This is a genomic window from Tenuifilum sp. (genome assembly GCF_037481895.1).
Classification (GTDB): domain Bacteria; phylum Bacteroidota; class Bacteroidia; order Bacteroidales; family Tenuifilaceae; genus Tenuifilum; species Tenuifilum osseticum.
In genome coordinates this window covers 20912-41408 of record NZ_JBBFKU010000031.1, presented here as the reverse complement: position 1 = coordinate 41408, position 20497 = coordinate 20912, and the positions used below count along the sequence as shown (strand labels likewise).

Genomic DNA, 20497 nt, shown 5'->3' with positions numbered 1-20497 from the left:
AATGTAAAACTATCCCTTAACGGGGATATTTCCAACTCCCATTTTTTATCTACAAAATTTTATTTTGGACGGATGTGGCGCAAACTCGATAAACCTTACTACATTGAAGGTGAAATTGATTTTGATAATGGTACCCTTACCATTGAACCGGGCACTATACTGAAATTTGATGCCAATGGGTCGTTCCACATAGGCTATTACAACAATTCCACCCTTATTGCCAATGGGAATTCAAGCAACTACATTGAGTTTACTTCAAGCGCTTCATCGCCGGCTGCCGGCGCATGGGATTGTGTACACCTTTGGGATAACAACACCTCTAATACCAGTTTCCAGTACTGCAAGTTCAAGTATGCAGGCAAAGGTACTTCCAGCGATAGGGCTGCCCTCAAAGCTTCGAGCACTTCTTTCTCATTAAATAACTGCGAGTTTAGCAACTCCGGGGGTTGGGGTATTTATCTGTTTAACTCTACCTATACAGGAAACGGCAATTCTTTTATATCCTGTACGCTGGGCGATGTTGGCCATAACTAAATTTTAACCTCTTATATTAGTTTTTCCAAGAGTAGCGCAAAGTTAAATACTTTGCGCTATTTATTATTTTTGCTAACTTTACAGGGCAAACCAATACCCACTTTAATTTTGGAAAGTTTTAGTAGTTTCCTTAATGAGATTGCCCAGGGAGTTATTGTAAAAACCCCATCACTTGAATTCTATTTTGGCCTATTGGTGTTAATTATACTACTATTTCTCTCGGCGCTTTTCAGCGGTTCCGAGGTAGCCTACTTTTCGTTAACACCAAAGGATTTTAAGGAACTTGAGAGCAGGAAAATACAATCAAAAACCCTAAAAAACATATCGCACCCCGAGTTACTCCTGGCAACCTTACTGGTTGCAAATAACCTTGTTAATGTAGCCATTGTAATACTTTCAACCTTTATAACCCTATCGGTTCTTGATTTTAGCCATGCACCCTTGCTCGGTTTTCTGTTTCAAACGGTTATAATTACTTTCATACTGCTTCTATTTGGTGAGATTCTTCCCAAAATATTGGCATCAAATAGGTCATTACAATTTGCCGAGCGATTTGCGCCCTTTATTGGGCTACTCATTTCAATGTTTAAGCCAATTACAAAATTACTCATTAAGTCGTCGGTCGTTATAAGCAGGCGGATGGCCACTCCCCAAAAAATCTCAATGGATGAGCTTGGCGATGCCATAGAGCTTACTTCCGATGGTCTAGCCGAGGAACGACAAATTCTTGAGGGAATAGTGTCGTTCACCAGCACCATGGTTAGTGAGATTATGAAACCCCGACTCGACGTGGTTGCACTTGACTACAACACCTCCTATAGTAGGCTTAAAGAGGTGGTTATTGAGTCGGGCTATAGCCGAATACCCATTTTTAATGAATCGTTCGATGATATAAAGGGAATACTTTACGTTAAGGATTTAATCCCCCACGTTGACAAGAGCGACGATTTTTCCTGGCAAACACTCATCAGACCACCCTATTTTGTACCGGAAAGCAAGCGAATTAACGACTTGCTCACTGAGTTCCAACAGAAACATATACACCTTGCTATAGTGGTAGACGAGTATGGCGGCACCAGCGGAATTGTTACCCTTGAGGATATACTTGAAGAGATTGTTGGCGAAATTGCTGATGAGTCCGACGAAGAGGAACGGCTTTACACAAAGGTTGACGATAACAATTACATTTTTGAGGCCAAGGTGATGCTCAACGACTTTTGTAAGGTTGTTGGGTGCGATGATGATATCTTTGACGATATTCGTGGCGAAGCCGAAACAATTGCAGGCTTAATTCTGGAAAACACCGGGCAAATCCCTAAGGTGAACTCAGTGGTAAAATGCAAACAGTTCACTTTCACTATTGATGCAGTGGACAACCGCAGAATTAAACGGGTTAAGGTTAATATTAGTCCCAATGAGAATAACTAAGGTAAGATTGATTTTTTTGCTTCTTTTTGTCGTGCTTGTGGCTTGTACTGAAAGTCCAGTTCCTAAGCCGCGTGGGTATTTCCGTATATCGTTCCCCGAAAAACAATACCGTTTATTCGATACCATTTACCCCTTTACTTTTGAGTATCCGGTTTATGGTTCCATTGTAAAGGAAGAAAACCGACAGGATGAGGGTGAATGGATAAGCGTGAGCTTTCCGGCCTATAAGGCCAAGATACACCTAAGCTATAAGGATATTTCGGGCAATTTGAGCCAGTTAACCGAAGATGCCCGTAACTTAGCCTATAAGCATACCTACAAGGCCGACGCCATTGATGAGCAGCTTTTCTCAAATCCCGATAAGAGGGTTTATGGCATATTGTACGACATCAAAGGAAACTCTGCCAGTTCAGTGCAGTTTTATGTTACTGACTCAAGCAGCCATTACCTACGTGGAGCACTCTACTTCCGCTGCCAGCCCAATAAGGACTCCCTTTCTCCAGCCATCGACTTTTTTAAAGCAGATGTGATTCATCTGATTGAAACCATCAGGTGGAAGTAGCGTTCTTATGCCCAAGGCTAACTCCATATCACATGACGATATACGGATAGCCACATGGCTAATCACAGAAAGTGTAGAGGAACTGATAACCTTTACGGGTTTTTCGGCTCCTTTGCCAAAGAGTGAATCGCGCCAAAGGGAACAACTTGCAACAGCAGCCCTGCTGCAATCCGAGGGTTTACCTGCAAGTTACAGCTACGACCAGGAAGGGCGGCCCATTATTCCTGAGTCAAATGTTTTTATCTCCATTACCCACACCGATGGTCTCGTAGCCATTGCTTACTCTGCCAATCAACCAGTTGGTGTTGATGTAGAGCACTTAGGTCGTGATTTCAAAAGGGTTTCAGGGAAATACCTCACTGAATGTGAATCTTTGCAATCATTTCAATACTCCGATGAGCACTTTGCCCTAACCTGGTGTGCCAAGGAATCCATCTATAAGCTACCATGGCCAAAAAGTTTAGTGTTTAGTCGTGATATTGAGGTGATATTTGATTCCGAAACGCTAAAACGTGGCTGGCTCTTTGCTAAAGTACAAAATGGTACAGGGTGGAAAACAATAAAAGTTTTTTTTACCTTTATCAATCAGTATTGCCTTACATGGGTGGGTATGAATAGTATTTTGAATGGGAACGCTATACGATAAAATAGTAAAGGGTGGCCTTGCCATACTGCTCGACCCCGACAAGGAGTCGCAGGTGGACTTTGATGCCATTGTTGCCAATGGGCAACAGGCTGGAGCGTCGATGTTTCTTGTAGGCGGGAGTTTGGTTTCCAAGCCGCTCGATAGCTTTGTAAACAACCTAAAGGGAAAAACATTGTTGCCTGTGGTGCTATTCCCCGGAAGCGCCATGCAGTTTACACCCGTTGCCGATGGAATCCTTTTTTTATCGTTAATATCGGGTCGTAATCCCGATTTTTTGATAGGCCACCATGTAACTGTAGCCCCAATGGTAAAGCAAAGTGGTATTGAGGTAATCCCAACCGGGTACATTCTAATTGATGGGGGAGCCCCCACATCGGTTCAGTACATGAGCCAAACCATGCCCATTCCCGCAAGTAAGCCCGACATAGCAGTGGCTACCGCCATTGCAGGCGAACTTCTGGGACTAAAAGCCATTTACCTTGAGGCGGGTAGTGGGGCAAAAAACGAAGTGCCTGCTAAGGTGATTGAGGCCGTAAGGAAAGCCATTTCGGTTCCACTCATTGTTGGTGGAGGCATACGCAGTAAGCAGCAGTTCACCGATGCTCTTAGTGCCGGAGCTAACCTTGTAGTGGTTGGAAACGGGCTTGAGACAAACCCGCGAATGTTTGGTTAACTACTCAATCATCTCCTTAATGGGCGTTCCGGTTGCGCCGTTAGGCCAGGTAATCCCAAGGAGTATGGAGAGAGTTGGTGCCAAATCGTTGATGTAAACCGGATTAAGTACCGATTTGCGTTTTGCCTTCCATCCATAGAATATTAATGGGACATGTGAGTCGTAGTCGTAGGGTGAGTTTGCCGAGGTTACTTTCCCGTTACGCTCAACCCATCCGGGTTCAAGGTTGATGATTACATCGCCTGAGCGGCGTTGGTTGTAGCTATTCTGGAACTTAACCATGATTCCGTTTGCGAAGTTGCCATTTTGTAGGTTATGCGCGGTGGTACTATTGGAAACACCGCTAAATTCTAGCATAAAATCAGCAACCTTTTGCTGGAAATCGGCAAGGTTAAGGTTGGAATCCTCAATAAGTTTACGGTTCAGGTAGATTTGTTTATCGTGATAGCCGGTAATCCAGTTTCCCTGTCCGTAGAGTGCATTAAGGTAGCTTCCTAGTAGTATCATAGCCTTTTTGGGGTCGAAGTAACCACCAGGAATCTTCGATTTTTCGAGGTAATCGGGGGTTGAGGCTACACCTTGGTCGGAGGTTAGTATAAAAAGACAGTTCTCCTTACCAACGGTTGAGTTGATAAACTCAAGGAAATGGGCAAGTTCCCTATCGAGGCGGAGGTAGGTATCCTCCATCTCAATGGAGTGTGGGCCAAATTTGCCACCAATAAACCGGTTAGCGCTAAAGGTAATGCAAAGCAAGTCGGGATGCTCATCGGCCCCAAGATTTTCACCCACAACCGCTGCTATGGCGAGGTCCTTGGTGAGTAGGTTGCCGTAGGGGTTTTCAAGTAAAACCTTAAAGTCGGTTTTGGGTTGGGGTTTTCCAATAATGCCATCCATCATACCTTTTAGCTTTTCAGCTAAACTTTTCTTCTTCTCAACTAACTTTACAGCAGCGGTGTCGGCTTCTTCATATTTCTGAATTGGCTGTAAAGCCTTCCATTCCCTGTCGGTATAGAGTTTAGCAAAACCTTTGCTATTAAACGTATCTACCCACGCCGGAAGTGCGTCGGTGTAGTAGCTGCTGCTAACCCATAAACCTTTTTCGGTGTCGAACCAGTACATACCATTTGCGCTATGTCCGCCTAAAAGGATTGCCGACCCGGCATCAAGGGCAATGCTAACTACCTTTGAGTTTGCATTATTCAGCTTTAGCTCATCGCCAAAGGTGCTGGTGACCAAATTCTTAGCAGAGTATTTACCGCTAAAAAAGCTGCCACCAACGGTATTCACCTTATCATCGGCAGTTGCTTCAACCTCATTCCCGGTATTACGGTTAAACCATTTATCGGCAATAATTCCATGCACTGATGGGTTAGCTCCTGTGGCAATGGTTGCCAAACCAGGGTAAGCTTGAGTAAGCAGGTAGTTATAACGGGCATTGCGGCAGTAGGTTCCTTCGTTAACAAGGAGTTTAAACCCGTTATCGCCAAACTTATCCCAGTAGCGCGAGATGTAATCGAATCGCATTTGGCTCACTACTAGTTGTACTATGAGCTTTGGCTTTTCCGAGGGTATGGAACGGTTTAGCTGTGCGGTTGAAGTTTCAATAAGTCCAAATACCAAGATTGTTGAAATAAATACTGAAAGGCGCATGGTTAAATCGGGTTTAATTAATAAAAACTACTTTTTTACGTAAAGAAAACTTTTTGCAATCAACCGCAAAAATATAAATGCCGGGTTGAATATTCATTGCCTTGCTATCGCCAAAAAATCGTGTTACTCCCGGATTAGCATTACCGGAATGGATGTAGGCAATGGTTTTACCCGTTAAATCGGTAAGTTTTACCTGAATGAATGTTCTTTCAGTAAGTGCTATATCAACCCAAAAATTCCCATCTATTGGGTTTGGGTAAACTGAAAAACACTCTTCAAATGGTTTTGTATCAACATTTGTGGGGTAGGTGGTGATTGTATATAGGGTATCGCTGGCTACCCTTACCGTGCCAGAGGCGGGATTATACCCATCTTTAATTGCTGAGTATGGGTGTTGTAAACCAAATGGAACATTGCTGAATAGCGCTCTACCGTTAAGGTCGGTTTGTTTCTGTTCGCCATTAAAGTTGATGATTGCATTTTGCAATGGGCTTCCCTTAGAGTTAACCTCAAATGTAACCTGGAAGTGAGAGCTGAGGTTAGCCCAGTAATTAACCCTTTGCCATGACAATTCAACCTGATTGCTACCTATAAGGTTGCTCTCGGAGTAGGCTTCAAGGTTTACAGTTGTATCGAGCGGATAGTTCAAGAATGCAACCATTCCGCTAGTGTTAGTTGTTCTGATGCTGTCGCCAAGGACGATTTTAAGATTCTCGTAGGCATTTGAGTTGATTGTGGTAGTTAGGTTTATTTGTCCATTGCACTTGGGTAGCGATAAATCATCGATAAAAACGCAGTCGGAACCTGCCGTTCCATCCCCATCCTTTATGTATACCCACTTAAGCAAATGCGCTCCAACATCAAGCGCTGTAGTAAACTTTTCCCAGTTGCCAATACCACTCCAAATGCCCTGAAGCTTACCATCAATATAAAACTTAAAAAAGTCGTAACCTGTTTCTGAAGAAACCTTATGATAGAAGTTAACTAGTCCCGGTTTTCTGACATCGATGTTTAGGGTACATTCGGTTGATTGTGAGTTAGCAATTGAGGGCGATTTTAGGCTATAGGTTCCAGTGTTTGCTGCAGTATTACTTGCAATCCAGGTTCCATTGGTAAATGTAAAACGTTCTGGTACACCCTGTTCAAAGCTTTCGGTTGCTTGAACTTCGTTGTCAGGCTCTAGTGTGAAATTTACCGTATGGTATTCATTTGCCGATACAGTTAGCTGTTCAATTTTACTTGGTTTGTAACCGTTTGCAATAGCTACAATTTGGTAAGTACCTGGCTCTATCATTCTGAAGTACTGTCCGTTTGAAGGGGTAGTTTTAACGGATGAGTTTAGCCTGTCGCGATTTAATACTATTACTTCAGCATCGATGGGCTCGTTCGAGGTATTCTTAACAGTTCCTCCAAACCCATAAAGGGCACTTTTTAGAAAGTTGATAAGCGAAGCGCTGTTGTAGTTCCAAAGGGTTGGTAGCAGTTCAGAGCCAAGTAGCTTTGTATTGGATAATTCAATGGTAATCTCGCGGCATCGGTGATAGTAATTCATGTAATCCTGCCTTCCACCAGTAACCACATACCAATCGCCCCCATTGGTTATTCCATTTTCAAATCCATCCATGTATGTTGATGGGCTGTATTTGTGAACAGTATCAACGTATGCCCTTGAAAGGGTTACAAACAAGTCGTTATCGGGGTGTTTTTCCTGTGCCGATGTCCAGGTATCCCAGGGGTAGTTTACCACTTCGGCACCTCCATGGAAGTTAGCCGAAAGCACTAATTGATGCTGCATCGCAAAGTTCATCATAGCCTGTGTTTCCGTTTGCCACTGGTTGTTGTCGGGGTGCTGGCCGGCTCGAGGGTCAGGGAAGTTGCGATTAATATCAATGCCGTTAGCATTGGAACGTCTTGCATTCACAACGGTTGAATTACCGCCGTAGTAAGTTCCATCGGGGTTGGCATTAGGGTTGATATAGATTTGCAGGTTATCAACCAGTTCCCTAACCTGGGGCAGGGCGTTGTAGTTCGATAGCAGGTAGTCAATAAGCATAAGCAGTAGGATGTATCCAGTGGTTTCATCGCCATGCATGGTACTGGTATAAAAGACCTCGGGTTCAGGCTCATTGCTTTCCACATTATCGGAAATTTTTAAAATATATAGTTTGCGTCCCTGAACGGTAGTTCCAATGGAATCGAGCTTACAAAGGGTAGGGTAGTCTGTTTCAAATTTTTTCATCATGGCCCTGTAAACCTCATAGGTGGGATACCTATCCCATCCTGCCATCTCCTCAATGGTTGTTGCCATTACAACTGCCTTGGCACTTAGGCTCGATGGATGTGGAAGCACTTCAACCTTATACCCTAACTTAAGAAAAGCGTCATATTCCTGCTGGTTGGCATAGGCATAAATAGTATCTCCCTTGATATTATCAATTGATACGGTTTGGGTGATTATGGTGTTTACCTTGTTGCGATTAGACTCAAGAAACCTAAAGTAATACTCGTTGTTTTGTGGGAAAACAAAACAGGGCAAACCAGTAATAAAAAAAAGAAGGAGGGTTTTGTTAAATGCCATATTAGGTGATTTTTGATGTTGTAAACTTAAGTAAAATTTGATAGATTTGAGTGAAATCCTTAAGTCAAAATGAAGTGTAATATCAACAAAATCAACCTGAAACTTTTACCAATATGTTTTGCCTCTATTACTTTGTGTTTAGGGTATCCGGCAAAAGCACAGGTTGACACTTCCTTAAGCCTTGCGGATTTGCTGTTACTACCCATTGAAAATTTAATTGAAATTCCGGTTGTAACCTCAGCTTTGTATGAGCAAAAGCTATGGGAATCCGCGTCAAAGACCTTTGTTATTACCCGTGCCGATATTGAAAATCGTGGATATTTTGATCTTACTGATGCGCTTAGGGATGCTCCATACTTTCAGCTGCAATCGGAATATGGGCACTGGATGAAAGGAGCAATAGTAAACCTTAGAGGGCATAGGAGTGGCGATTCGGGCAACAATAAGTTCCTTATACTTATTGATGGCGTAAAGCTTAGCGACGAAGCCGAGGAGGGCCTGTTTCTGGGGCTTAATAGCATTCCGCTTAGCAATGTGAAGCAGATTGAAATAGTTTACGGCCCCAATTCTACCCTTTACGGTCGCGATGCCTATGCCGGTATGATTAACATCATAACTGAAACGGACGATTATTCCTTTGGTAATTACTCATACGGTAGCTTCAATACTCAACGCATTGGCGCAGGATTAACTAAAAACGTTGGCACTTCAAAGTGGGTATCACTCAACTATTCTTCGTATACTAGCGATGAGCAAGATCCAACAAACAAATCAGTTACCTACAAGAACAGGCATGTTTTTCCTACACATCCCTATACCGAGAGGTTTTACCGGGGTACAAGAAACTCTATGTATAATGTTGGATTGGGTTGGGGGGGATTAAAAGTTCGATTCTTACAAAATAACATTGAGGCAAGCGAGACCTATGGTTGTAATCCAGACTTCTATGTTTCCGAGTACTCAACCGTAACAGCTCTTACTAACCAAATTCTACACCTGGAGTTCTCCAAAAATATTACTGCAAAAGGGACACTTTCATTTTCAGTTTACCATAAAAAGCACGAATTGGATCCTCGAACAGCTAACCTTTATACTGCCGACTTAGGACGCAGCGGAACAATTAACTTTGCCGATTCAACCGTTTTGGTTGATTCCCTATATGCCTACGGTGGTAGAAAATATTACTACTTTCGTACACTAACCACAGGTTTTAAAACTCGGTATTTTTATCAGCCATCCGCTAAGCTGAATATTACCTCAGGTATTGATTTTGATTTCATTAATGGTATTCCCATTATTAGCGAGGGTAAAGGCGGTAAACCAATTACAACTGAAGCCCAGCGCAGCAGATGGGAACATAGTTTTAATACCTTTGGTGCATACTCTGAGTTAAACTGGAAATTGGGTTCAAAATTCTTTGCTACTGCAGGTGGGCGTTTGGACTATTCTAGCGACTATGGCTTATGCTTTAACCCTCGTATGGCTTTAGTTTCACGCAAGAATAAATTTGTTTATAAGGTTATTTTTGCTCAGGGGTATTTGGCTCCAAGTGTTACCCAGCGGTATTTTGAGAGTAAAACTACATTCTCATGGATTAAACCCAATCCAAACCTTAGACCCGAACGGAATTACTCAATAGATATCGATGCAACATACATTGCTAATAACATTCAGGTTACAGCAAACCTTTTTGGAAACCATATTCGCGATGGCATTGTGGAATCGTACCAAACAGGCGATTCGGTTTATGTTCAAATTGGTAATGAACTATACTACGTGCCTTTAATTCAGAGTCTTAACCTTTTTAAAGGTTTCAGGTATGGTTGTAATATCGATGCTACTTTGATGCTTAATCCAAACTTCGATTTCTATGCGGGTTACTCTTTTCTGACTGGCCACGATGGTTTTAATGGCACAAGGGTTTTGTTGAGCAACAATCTGATTTCAACTCATACTATAACATCTAACTTGACATATAGGTACCATAAAATATTACTGAATGCTGGTATTCAATGGTATAGTTCACGAAAAATTTTATCGCCTCACGTGAATACGCTTTACTCCAATTTTGTTGACAGCAACGGTTACATAAATTTCGATCCAGTTCTTTTGGTAAATGTTAATGTAAAAGCGAATAATATCTGGAAAGGACTATCGGGTTTCCTGCACATCGAGAACTTACTCAACACCGAATACTATGGGCAAACCATAAATGCAAACTGGGGAAGCCCTAAAATACTTCAGGACCTCCGTAGAATTGATTTTGGGATTGAGATTAGGTTCTAGCCGACTTTTACTTTATGAGATTTATGGAAAGTGGGTACTCAAAACGCTCGCCATTCGACGATTTTACCGATGCTATAATGGTTAAAATAAGCCCTAAAAGGAAGATGGCACCCAGTAGTACGAAACCAACCAGAAATATTACAAGAATACCTGCTATAATTGAGTAAATGGTAAGCGATAGCTGAAAGTTTAATGCTGCTTTACCCTGCCGGTCAACCTCAGGGAATTCTTCTTTTTTTAGTAACCAAACAACAAGTGGCCCAATAATATGCCCAAAGGGAATTATTAATCCCGACAGCGCTGAAAGATGACAGAGCATGCTGAAAGTACGCTCATCGTTACTTGTGTAAGTAATGTTTTCCATAATGAAAGTATTTATACCAAAATTACGAAAATTTATCGTAATCTGCTGCATTGACTGTAAAATATTAAAAAATATGTCAGAACATATGGGTTAGTCCTAAATTATTGGGAAATTATTGAGAATTTAAAAAAGAGAGCCATACTTTTTGACTTGAGATTTTATGAACTTCAAGGTGAATTAAATTTCACGGGAAAAAATCAAACCATATCTTTCTTGCTTTCACAAAAAAGTCATAAAAAACTTTAGTCAGGAGCAATAGATAGTATAATGAATTGTTTTGCAAAATATTGCAATGAGTACAATTCATTGAATTAAGGTATTGTCCGAATTTTATTGTTTCTTTAACAAGTCGCGTATTTCAGTCAGTAGTATTTCTTCCTTTGAAGGTTCCGGAGGGGTAGAAGGAGTGGCCTCTTCTTTTCTTTTAAGTGAATTTATTGCTTTAATTACCATGAATATGGCAAATGCAACAATTAAAAAGTCAAAGGTAACCTGCAAAAAATTACCATAGTTAATTGTTACTGCAGGGGTGGTTCCTGTGGCTTCTTTTATTACAAATTTTAAATCTGTAAAGTTTACTCCCCCTATCAGAAAGCCAATGGGTGGCATTATAATATCGTTTACAACGGAAGAAACAATTTTTCCAAATGCTGCTCCAATTATTATACCTACTGCCATATCTATAACATTCCCTTTCATGGCAAAGGTTTTGAATTCATTAATTACTTTCATACACCATAAATTTTTAAGGTTATGGTTAAAGTTATTACATAATATTTACACAAGCAATTTTTTAAAGTTTATCTGCGATATGTTGTTTCGTTAAGTAGAAAAAACTCGTAAAAAACAAAGTTTCAAGTTGGCTATAGGGCAAACTAGTTGTCGTAATGGGTATATTTTGATTTCAATTTTAAAGATTTTCAGAATGTTAAGTTTTTCTATAATTTGGCCTTAACTTTTCAATATGAACAATAGGTATAAAAACAAGAATGATGCATAATCAAAAAAAATACCGGCCTTAAAGCCGGTATTTAGTTTATTCCATTAGCTTGCGGTACTTTATCCTATGGGGTGTATCGTCGCCAAGCCGTTTCTTTTTGTTTTCCTCATACTCCGAGTAGGTTCCTTCAAAGAAGTAAACCTGGGAGTTACCCTCAAAGGCAAGTATGTGAGTAGCAATACGGTCGAGAAACCAACGGTCGTGCGAGATTACCACGGCGCAGCCGGCAAAATCCTCCAATCCTTCCTCAAGGGCTCGCAGTGTGTTCACATCGATATCGTTGGTAGGCTCATCGAGCAGAATAACGTTTCCCTCCTCTTTAAGGGCAAGTGCAAGGTGAAGCCTGTTCCGCTCCCCACCCGATAGCATGCCACATTTCTTTTCCTGATCGGCACCGGAAAAGTTGAAACGCGCCACGTATGCACGGGCGTTTATTTGACGGCCGCCCAGCAAGATATTATCGGCGCCGCCCGATATCACCTCAAATACCGTTTTATCGGGGTCAATTGCTTTGTGTTGCTGGTCAACATAGGCTAGCTTTACGGTTTCGCCTACACGGAATTCGCCGCTATCGGGCTTTTCAAGCCCCATAATAAGGCGGAAGAGTGTGGTTTTACCTGCACCGTTGGGGCCAATAACACCTACTATTCCGTTTGGTGGAAGCTTAAACGAAAGGTTTTCGAAAAGCAGCTTATCGCCGAAAGCCTTGGAAACGTTGCTGGCTTCAATTACCAAATCGCCAAGTCGAGGCCCGTTGGGGATGAAAATTTCAAGCTTTTCTTCCTTCTGTTTTACGTCCTCGTTCAGGAGCTTATCGTATGCCGAGAGGCGGGCTTTTGACTTGGCATGACGGGCTTTAGGCGACATACGCACCCATTCCAGCTCGCGCTCAAGGGTTTTACGGCGTTTACTCTCCTGCTTCTCCTCCTGAGCCAGGCGTAACGATTTTTGCTCCAGCCATGAGGAGTAGTTCCCTTTCCAGGGAATTCCTTCGCCACGGTCGAGTTCCAGGATCCAACCTGCAACATTATCGAGGAAGTAACGGTCGTGGGTAATGGCTATAACAGTTCCTTTGTACTGCTGTAAGTGCATCTCGAGCCACTGAACCGACTCTGCGTCCAGATGGTTGGTCGGCTCATCCAGCAAAAGTACGTCGGGCTGCTGAAGCAGAAGCCTACAAAGGGCAACCCGGCGGCGCTCTCCCCCTGATAACACCTTTACGGGTGTATCGCCCTCCGGGCACCGGAGAGCATCCATAGCTCTTTCAAGTTTCGAGTCCAGGTTCCAGGCATCCAGATGTTCTAACTTGTCAGTTAGTTCGCCCTGTTTTTCAATGAGTTTGTTCATCTCATCGTCGCTCATAGGCTCTGCAAAGCGAGCATTTACCGCTTCGTATTCCTTGAGCAGGTCAACTACCTCCTGAACGCCCTCCTCAACAACCTCACGGACTGTTTTATTTTCGTCCAGTTGAGGTTCCTGTTCCAGGTAGCCCACTGTGTAGCCCGGTGAAAATACCACTTCCCCTTCGTACGATTTCTCAACCCCTGCAATAATCTTCATCAGGGTCGATTTACCCGAACCGTTTAAACCAATAATACCAATCTTAGCGCCGTAAAAAAACGACAGGTAGATGTTGTTCAGCACTTTCTTGTGGGGAGGGAAAGTTTTACTCACCCCCACCATGGAAAAGATAATTTTTTCGTCGGCCATTGTGTTTACATTTTCAGCTGCAAAAATAACCGCCGGCAGGCAAATACCCGTCGGCGGTAAAAAAATATTTTCAGATTCTACTACTTATTGATTTTTGCAAAGTCCTTGGATAGGAAACCATCGCCTTTTGATTTGGATATGGTATGCATATCGTAGTAGTAGAGTTGGTCGTCGCCGGCGCCCAGAATCATTTTCCAAACACGCCACTGTAAGCGACTGCCTTCCGGGCCAACCTTATGCAGGTAAAGCACATTTGGGTTCTTTTCCTGGATAGCCTTTTGTATATCCTCCGGGTTTACAACCTTGATGTTAAACTTGTAAACCTTACGGATTTCGGCAAGTGGGCGAACACTCTTTTCTAGTCCACTTTCGGTTACCCATAGTTCCTTGTTCTTAATCTGCTTAATGTTCTTGTTGTAGAACTTAAAGGCATCCTTCTTAATGAGCTTTGGATTCTCATTAATGGCGGTGATATAGTTTTGCATGAAACGGATAATACCCTCAAGTTTGTATGTGTATGTGTCCTCGGATAAATCCTTGTAGCTAAGTGGAACGGAGCAGATATCGGGCATATCGGTAATTTTTGAAACGGCAGCCCCCATCGATACGCTCAGGAAATTGTAAGTAGGAGCAATCTTGTCCTTGTCGAACCGCATTTGGATTAGCACCAAGAACGACTTGTCGATATCCTTGCGCATATCGTTAAACTCCTTAGCGGTAATGAACTTGTAAGGGGTAATTTTCCATGAACGTTCAACGGCTTCACGGATTTCGATATTAAATTGCGATGTAGGATTGTTTTCAAGTACCACATAGGTTGTTGAAGCCATAAATGCCTTTACATCCTCGGGCCTAACCAGGTTACGTTGTGCCATGCCCCATAGGGTTATGGTTACCAGTCCGATAATAAGTGATAGCTTCTTCATGATCATCTATTTTTATGGTTTTTGTGTTTTTCGATTGCCATTCACAAATTTAATACACTTTTCAATACTGATAGGTTCAAATCTGAAAATTCCTTCAATAACGATTTAATATTTTTTAAATCAATAATTTAATGATTGTCGCTAATAGGTTTTATTGGTAATTGAGAATCTAAAAAATGTTTTTTAGCATTTTTTCTTACCTTTGCGCATGGTGGAAACGATATAGCATGGTTTAACCTAACACAATTCCAATGACAGAAAGTAGAAATAAGATTGTCAATGCGGATGAGATCAAGAAGGCTGTAAACCTTGGCCCAATCATTGGTGATGGGTTTGCCCGTTTACTGATGTACATACTCCGATTCAATGAGCTTAACAAGAAGTACGCTAACGTGGCAAACCTTCAGGGGCTTGAATTTCTCAATGCAGCGCTCGATATCCTTGAGGTTAAGTTCGAGGTTAACCCCGAGGAGCTAAAACGAATTCCAAAGAATGGAGCGTTTATTTCGGTTTCGAACCACCCTTTTGGTGGAATGGATGGTATTTTGCTTCTAAAAATTATGCTTGAGCAGCAGCGCGATGACATTAGGCTGCTCTCAAATTTCTTGATCAAGCGTATTCCCCAGGTTGAAAAATTTGTATTTGCTGTTGACCCCTTCGAAAATGGTGGTTATCAAAAAAGTTCCAATATAAGCGGGTTAAAAGCGGCTTACACACACCTATCGGAGGGTGGTGCACTTGGTCTTTTCCCTGCCGGTGAGGTGTCAACCTACTACGACAACGTAGATGAAACCGGTGTGACAGACAGACATTGGCAAAGATCAATGATTAAGTTCATCAAGAATGCACGCGTTCCGGTTGTTCCCATTTACTTTCAGGGTGAGAATAGCCGCCTGTTCCACTTACTTGGACTAATTCACCCACTACTCCGTACTGCCAAGTTGCCTTCGGAGTTACTTAACAAAAAGAACCAAACCATCAGGGTGCGTATTGGTTACCCAATTAGCGTTGAGGAACAGGATAACTACTGCGATATAGAGAAATTTGGTCGGTTCCTTAGAGTTAAAACATACTCGTTGGGATCAACCATCGATGTGGATAAGTTCTTTAAGTATAAGCTAAAATCGGAACCTGAACCCGAACCTATCATTCCTCCTGTTCCACAGGAAGTGATAGAGGATGAGGTTTCAAAACTGATTGAAAATTACCTGCTGTTCCGTAGCAAGAACTATGCGGTTATTTGCGCCCCTTCAGTTGAGATGCCTAACCTGATGACTGAAATAGGTCGCCTACGCGAAATTACCTTCCGCGACGTGGGCGAGGGTACAAACCGAAAAATTGACGTGGACGAGTTTGACCTCTACTACTGGCAGCTATTTATTTGGGATGAGGACGAGCGACGTATTGTTGGTGCATACCGTGCCGGCAAAGGGAAAGAGATAATTGAAAAGTACGGCATTGAAGGATTTTACATCCAAACACTTTTTAAAATTGATAAAGCCTTTGCTCCAATTCTTGAGCAGTGCATTGAGCTTGGCCGTTCGTTCATTGTGCCCGATTATCAACGCAAGCCGCTACCGTTGTTCCTACTCTGGAAAGGGATTCTCTACTTCCTTATTAAAAACCCGGAGTACCGCTACCTTATTGGCCCTGTAAGTATATCGAACCGATTTTCCGATTACTCCAAGGGAGTAATTATCAGCTTCATGAAATCGAACTACTACGACCATGACTTTGCCCGATTTATAAAATCGCGCAATAAATTCAAGGTGCCTATTAAAGATGAGGAGTTCGATATCATTTTTAACAATAGCGACGATCTTGGGAAACTCGATAAGTTCATCCAGGAGGTTGAACCATACGATTACCGCATGCCCGTGCTACTGAAAAAGTATGTTAAGTTAAATGGCAAAATAATTGGCTTCAATGTCGATCCTAAGTTTAACAACGCGCTCGATGGCCTGCTAATACTCGATCTTTTCCAGGTACCTGCTGAAACTATCACTTCGCTTTCCAAGGAGATCAACGATAAATCGATACTGGAAAGGTTTAACATTACCGACTACACCTTTGAGGATCAGGCAGAGTAAAAAGAACAGAAAAGGCAGCAAAAGCGCTGCCTTTTTTTATGAGTAAACGTTTAAACTAATGGTTTGCGGTTTAGTCTATTAAAAAAAATCCATATGAACAGATATTTCTTAATCTTCATAGCTTTTGCTTTTTGGGGGTGTTCCAATCGTACCGTAACCGATGATGCAAAGCTCGAACAGCGTGCCAAAGCACTCCATTCCAAGATGATTACCATTGATACCCATACCGATACCCCTTTAAATTTTCTCCGCACCGGCTTCGACTTTACCGGCCAAAACAACACCGCAATTGGTAGCAAGGTGGATTTGGCAAAAATGGAGCAGGGTGGGTTAGATGCTGCCTTTTTTGCGGTATTCATTGGTCAACGCGAGTGCACACCTGAAATGTATGCTCAGGTTAATGCAAAAGCCAAAGAGATATTTGAAGCTATTTACACTACCGTTAACAAGCACAGCAACCGTGCATCAATTGCAACTAAACCCGACGATGTGTATAGGTTAAAAAAGGAGGGTAAACGCGCCATTTACATAGGGGTTGAGAATGGTTACCCCATAGGTGATGATCTCAGCCAGGTAAAGCTATTCTACGATATGGGAGCCCGTTACATCACCCTTTGCCATACACGGAATAACCAGATATGCGACTCATCAACGGATCCTGAAGGCCCACACCACAATGGGCTAAGCCAATTTGGCCGCGAGGTAGTTGCGGAAATGAACCGCCTGGGAATGATAGTGGATGTGTCGCACATATCCGATAAGGCCTTCTACGATGTGCTGGAGGTTTCAAAGGCCCCTGTTATTGCTTCGCACAGTTGTGCCCGCGCTATTTGCGATAACCCACGCAACCTTACCGATGATATGTTGCGTGCCTTGGCCAAAAATGGCGGTGTGGTGCAGATGTGTATCCTGAGCGAGTATGTAAAAAAAGGTGAACCCAACCCAGCCCGCGATAGCGCTTACCGTGCACTCCGCAGGAAGTGGAATAACTTCAGGGGCTTAACCCCTGAACAGGAAAAACAGGCCACTACAGAGTGGTATGAGCTTGAGGAGAAATACCCGGCATCGCTAGCTACTGTAGCCGATGTGGTTGACCACATCGATCATATGGTTAAAGTAATGGGAATTGACCATGTGGGCATAGGCACCGATTTTGACGGTGGTGGCGGAGTTGATGGTTGCCGCGATGCCTCGCAGATGTACCGCATAACCATGGAGCTCCTCCGTAGGGGATATTCCGAAAAGGATATCCGTAAAATCTGGGGCGAGAACTTCCTTCGGGTTTTCCGCGAGGTGGAAAAGAGAAAGGAACGGGGATAGGAAAAGCTCATATTGTTTGAAGAATCAGATGACATCTCACAAATTTGGAGTCAATATTGTCTAGTTAAGGATACTTGACAATACCTTTGTCTTCTTCACTCCCTTTGTCATGCTGAGCCCAGCCGAAGCATCTCTTTTCTCTTTTATTCTCTTTTGCCATTACCTGAGATCCTTCGCTTCGATCAGGATGACAAAAGGAAAGTCTGTTTTATTATCTAGTCGACATAGATTGGTGATATTAAACTATCAAGTAAAAAAGTAGCCAATAATGAGTAATATTCAGCCTCAACCTGCTTAATCAGCGTCATCAGTGTTCTATTACTCCCGAACAACGAGCAACGAATCACGAACAACGAAATTGGCCGACCCTCCCGCCCACAGGCGGGATGCGCTAACCAACTGATTGATTAGTTGTTGGTTGATGGTTGATAGTTGTTGGTTGAAGAGAGAGGCAAAAGATAAAACTTAAGGGAACTGAAATACTTGAATTTGGCTAAAATGAATGAAGGAGAAGAACTCACAAAAGAAAAAGGAGGCTTGACTACCTCCTTCTTTATCTTGGTCGGGGTGGTGCGAGATTGAACGGTCGACCCTCCCGCCCACAGGCGGGATGCGCTAACCAACATGGGAAAAATGAAAAAAGGAAGCGATTTGCTTCCTTATCACCTGTCGGGGTGGTGCGACTCGAACGCACGACCCCCTGCTCCCAAAGCAGGTGCGCTAACCAACTGCGCCACACCCCGAACTTTAAACTTTCAGCGGAGAGGGGGGGATTCGAACCCCCGGTACCCCTTGCGGAGTACGACGGTTTAGCAAACCGTTGGTTTAAGCCACTCACCCACCTCTCCGGGCTTGCTTAATCAGCCTTGCTTCCGCTAAAAGCAACGCAAAAGTATAAAATCTTATTTTATGTGCAAAATAATTACAAAAAAAAGAGGGATTGCTCCCTCTCTTCTATTGATTATCAGTTTACTTGTAGCTATTTCTTTTTAGGCTCGTTGCCCGATTTGGCAATGTTATCGCGCATGTTGGTGTCGGCCTCAATATTCTTAATACGATAGTAGTCCATCACACCAAGGTTACCGCTACGGAATGCCTCGGCAATAGCTTTAGGAATCTCAGCTTCAGCTTCAATTACCTTTGCACGGGCTTCCTGGGCTTTGGCTTTCATTTCCTGCTCAAGGGCCACTGCCATTGCCCTGCGCTCCTCGGCCTTAGCCTGTGCAATATTTTTATCGGCGTTAGCTTGATCCATTTGCAGTACGGCTCCAATGTTACGGCCTATATCAATATCGGCAATATCAATCGAAAGGATTTCGAAAGCGGTTCCTGCATCTAACCCCTTATCGAGAACGGTTTTGGATATTTTATCGGGATTTTCAAGCACTTCCTTGTGGCTAAGCGATGAACCTATGGCGGTAACAATACCCTCGCCAACACGAGCCAAAACGGTTTCCTCGCCGGCACCACCAACCAGTTGCTTGATGTTTGCCCTAACGGTTACGCGAGCTTTAGTAATGAGCTGAATACCATCCTTTGCAACGGCTGTTACAGGAGGTGTGTTAATCACCTTAGGATTAACTGACATCTGAACAGCTTCAAATACATCGCGGCCGGCAAGGTCAATGGCAGTAGCCATTTTAAAATCGAGGGGTATATTGGCCTTTTGGGCCGATACCAGGGCATGAACAACCTTAGAAACCCTACCACCAGCCAGGAAATGGGCCTCCATCTCGTTCCGGTTAAGGGTAAGGCCAGCCTTTGTTCCCTCAATCATGGCCTGTACAATAACCCGGGGTGGAACCTTGCGCCAACGCATAAAAATAAGCTGCAGGAGCGATATCCTAACTCCCGATACCAGCGCTTGGAACCATAGCCCAACGGGTACAAAGTAGAAAATTATCCATAAGCCTACAACGCTCAGGGCAATAATCAGAAGTAGTGCACCAACTTCATTCATAGTTTTGAGTTATTTAGGTTTAACAATGATTTTATTTGTTTCAACATGTACTACAACAATGGGTGTGTTTGGGTTAATAAGTTCACCTATGGTTGTGGCCTCGACGGTTTTACCCTTAATGGAGGCTTTGCCCATTGGTGCAAGACGGCTGATTGTAACCCCTTCATCGCCCACCTGTATTTCGTTCTCCAACTCTTCAACTGCTTTTGAACTGATGCTTGTTTCGAGCGAAACACGCTTCCAGGTTCTCGCCCTTAGCGAAAAAACAAGAGTTGCAATTGATGCAATAGCTGTAAAAAGGAGGGTTAAATGTCCTGCTGTGGTTCCATGGTCGGCGTATGCAGAGTAAACAGCGTATATAATGATTAAAAAACCACCAATGCCCGCAACTGTAACACCGGGAATCATAAAGAATTCCACCACCAGCAAAAACAGACCTAAAACGATAAGTGCAATAATCCAGAACATAGTTTAGCTATTAGTTTGATGCAATGGTAGCGCTAAGCCCGCGGCGGTGCAGTTCGTTCATCATACCCTCAAGCGTTTCAAAGTGGCCATGCTTGATATCGCACTTCCCTTTGAAATGTGTAATAAGGGCACACTGCTCTGCCTGATGGGGATCGTGGTTGCAAACCTCAACCAACGTATCAATTACAAAATCAAAGGTATTAACATCGTCGTTGTGAAGGATTAAAATGTACTCAAGTTCTGCCGAAGGCAGAAGTTTTCCTTTACCTTGAACCTTTTCCTTAACTGCCATATCACGTAAA

16 protein-coding genes, 2 tRNA genes and 1 pseudogene are annotated in these 20497 nt (G+C 43.0%); 8 read left to right on the top strand and 11 right to left on the bottom strand.

Annotated features, from left to right (window positions below; translation table 11 throughout):
- The 5 genes and pseudogenes from WHS63_RS09970 to WHS63_RS09950 all read left to right on the top strand — a co-directional run.
- A pseudogene (locus tag WHS63_RS09970) lies at window positions 1-534 on the top strand (hypothetical protein); the annotation flags it as partial.
- 108 nt (window positions 535-642) lie between these two features.
- On the top strand, window positions 643-1962 hold the full coding sequence (gldE, locus tag WHS63_RS09965) for a gliding motility-associated protein GldE (RefSeq protein WP_445204985.1): 1320 nt from the start codon (window positions 643-645) through the stop codon (window positions 1960-1962).
- On the top strand, window positions 1949-2524 hold the full coding sequence (gldD, locus tag WHS63_RS09960) for a gliding motility lipoprotein GldD (protein WP_445204984.1): 576 nt from the start codon (window positions 1949-1951) through the stop codon (window positions 2522-2524). The genes gldE and gldD overlap by 14 nt, the downstream gene beginning before the upstream one ends.
- Before the next feature lie 7 nt (window positions 2525-2531).
- The gene (locus WHS63_RS09955) at window positions 2532-3170 is read left to right on the top strand and encodes a 4'-phosphopantetheinyl transferase superfamily protein (protein ID WP_445204983.1); all 639 of its coding nucleotides are present in this window, start codon (window positions 2532-2534) and stop codon (window positions 3168-3170) included.
- A complete protein-coding gene (locus WHS63_RS09950; RefSeq protein ID WP_445204982.1) occupies window positions 3151-3843 on the top strand; it encodes a geranylgeranylglyceryl/heptaprenylglyceryl phosphate synthase in 693 nt (230 codons plus the stop codon). Before WHS63_RS09955 ends, WHS63_RS09950 begins: the two co-directional genes overlap by 20 nt.
- Here the strand turns inward: WHS63_RS09950 and WHS63_RS09945 are convergent, their stop codons facing one another.
- Complete coding sequence (locus WHS63_RS09945; protein ID WP_445204981.1) at window positions 3844-5493, bottom strand: alkaline phosphatase family protein; 1650 nt, start codon at window positions 5491-5493, stop codon at window positions 3844-3846. It abuts the gene before it with no gap.
- A gap of 13 nt (window positions 5494-5506) precedes the next feature.
- A complete protein-coding gene (locus WHS63_RS09940; protein ID WP_445204980.1) occupies window positions 5507-8071 on the bottom strand; it encodes a M14 family zinc carboxypeptidase in 2565 nt (854 codons plus the stop codon).
- A 69-nt stretch (window positions 8072-8140) separates the two neighbouring features.
- Here WHS63_RS09940 and WHS63_RS09935 point away from each other — a divergent pair, with 69 nt between their 5' ends.
- Window positions 8141-10357 carry a TonB-dependent receptor plug domain-containing protein gene (locus WHS63_RS09935; RefSeq protein ID WP_445204979.1) on the top strand — a complete coding sequence of 739 codons (2217 nt, stop codon included), beginning with the start codon at window positions 8141-8143 and terminating at the stop codon, window positions 10355-10357.
- Window positions 10358-10364: 7 nt separating this feature from the next.
- Here the strand turns inward: WHS63_RS09935 and WHS63_RS09930 are convergent, their stop codons facing one another.
- The 4 genes from WHS63_RS09930 to WHS63_RS09915 all read right to left on the bottom strand — a co-directional run bounded on the left by WHS63_RS09930 (window position 10365) and on the right by WHS63_RS09915 (window position 14357).
- Window positions 10365-10721, bottom strand: a complete 357-nt coding sequence (locus WHS63_RS09930; protein WP_445204978.1) for a DUF4870 domain-containing protein — start codon at window positions 10719-10721, stop codon at window positions 10365-10367.
- Window positions 10722-11051: 330 nt separating this feature from the next.
- Window positions 11052-11453 (bottom strand): large-conductance mechanosensitive channel protein MscL, encoded by a 402-nt coding sequence (mscL, locus tag WHS63_RS09925; protein WP_445204977.1) that lies wholly within the window; start codon window positions 11451-11453, stop codon window positions 11052-11054.
- Between the two features lie 304 nt (window positions 11454-11757).
- A complete protein-coding gene (ettA, locus tag WHS63_RS09920; RefSeq protein ID WP_445199328.1) occupies window positions 11758-13431 on the bottom strand; it encodes an energy-dependent translational throttle protein EttA in 1674 nt (557 codons plus the stop codon).
- 80 nt (window positions 13432-13511) lie between these two features.
- Window positions 13512-14357: a hypothetical protein gene (locus tag WHS63_RS09915; protein ID WP_445204976.1), complete on the bottom strand. Its 846-nt coding sequence runs from the start codon at window positions 14355-14357 to the stop codon at window positions 13512-13514.
- 251 nt (window positions 14358-14608) lie between these two features.
- Here WHS63_RS09915 and WHS63_RS09910 point away from each other — a divergent pair, with 251 nt between their 5' ends.
- Both WHS63_RS09910 and WHS63_RS09905 read left to right on the top strand, forming a co-directional pair.
- Window positions 14609-16447, top strand: a complete 1839-nt coding sequence (locus tag WHS63_RS09910) for a GNAT family N-acyltransferase (protein ID WP_369489986.1) — start codon at window positions 14609-14611, stop codon at window positions 16445-16447.
- Window positions 16448-16540: 93 nt separating this feature from the next.
- Complete coding sequence (locus WHS63_RS09905; RefSeq protein ID WP_445204975.1) at window positions 16541-17767, top strand: dipeptidase; 1227 nt, start codon at window positions 16541-16543, stop codon at window positions 17765-17767.
- Window positions 17768-18436: 669 nt separating this feature from the next.
- Here the strand turns inward: WHS63_RS09905 and WHS63_RS09900 are convergent.
- From WHS63_RS09900 to WHS63_RS09880, 5 genes are all read right to left on the bottom strand, one after another.
- Window positions 18437-18510: transfer RNA gene (locus WHS63_RS09900), tRNA-Pro, on the bottom strand.
- A gap of 16 nt (window positions 18511-18526) precedes the next feature.
- Window positions 18527-18615, bottom strand: a tRNA-Ser gene (locus WHS63_RS09895).
- Window positions 18616-18746: 131 nt separating this feature from the next.
- Window positions 18747-19727 (bottom strand): flotillin-like protein FloA, encoded by a 981-nt coding sequence (floA, locus tag WHS63_RS09890; protein WP_445204974.1) that lies wholly within the window; start codon window positions 19725-19727, stop codon window positions 18747-18749.
- A 9-nt stretch (window positions 19728-19736) separates the two neighbouring features.
- On the bottom strand, window positions 19737-20195 hold the full coding sequence (locus WHS63_RS09885) for an NfeD family protein (protein ID WP_445204973.1): 459 nt from the start codon (window positions 20193-20195) through the stop codon (window positions 19737-19739).
- A gap of 10 nt (window positions 20196-20205) precedes the next feature.
- Entirely contained in the window at window positions 20206-20487 is a 282-nt protein-coding gene (locus tag WHS63_RS09880; RefSeq protein WP_445204972.1) for an ATP-dependent Clp protease adaptor ClpS, read from the bottom strand.
- Window positions 20488-20497: the final 10 nt, after the last annotated feature.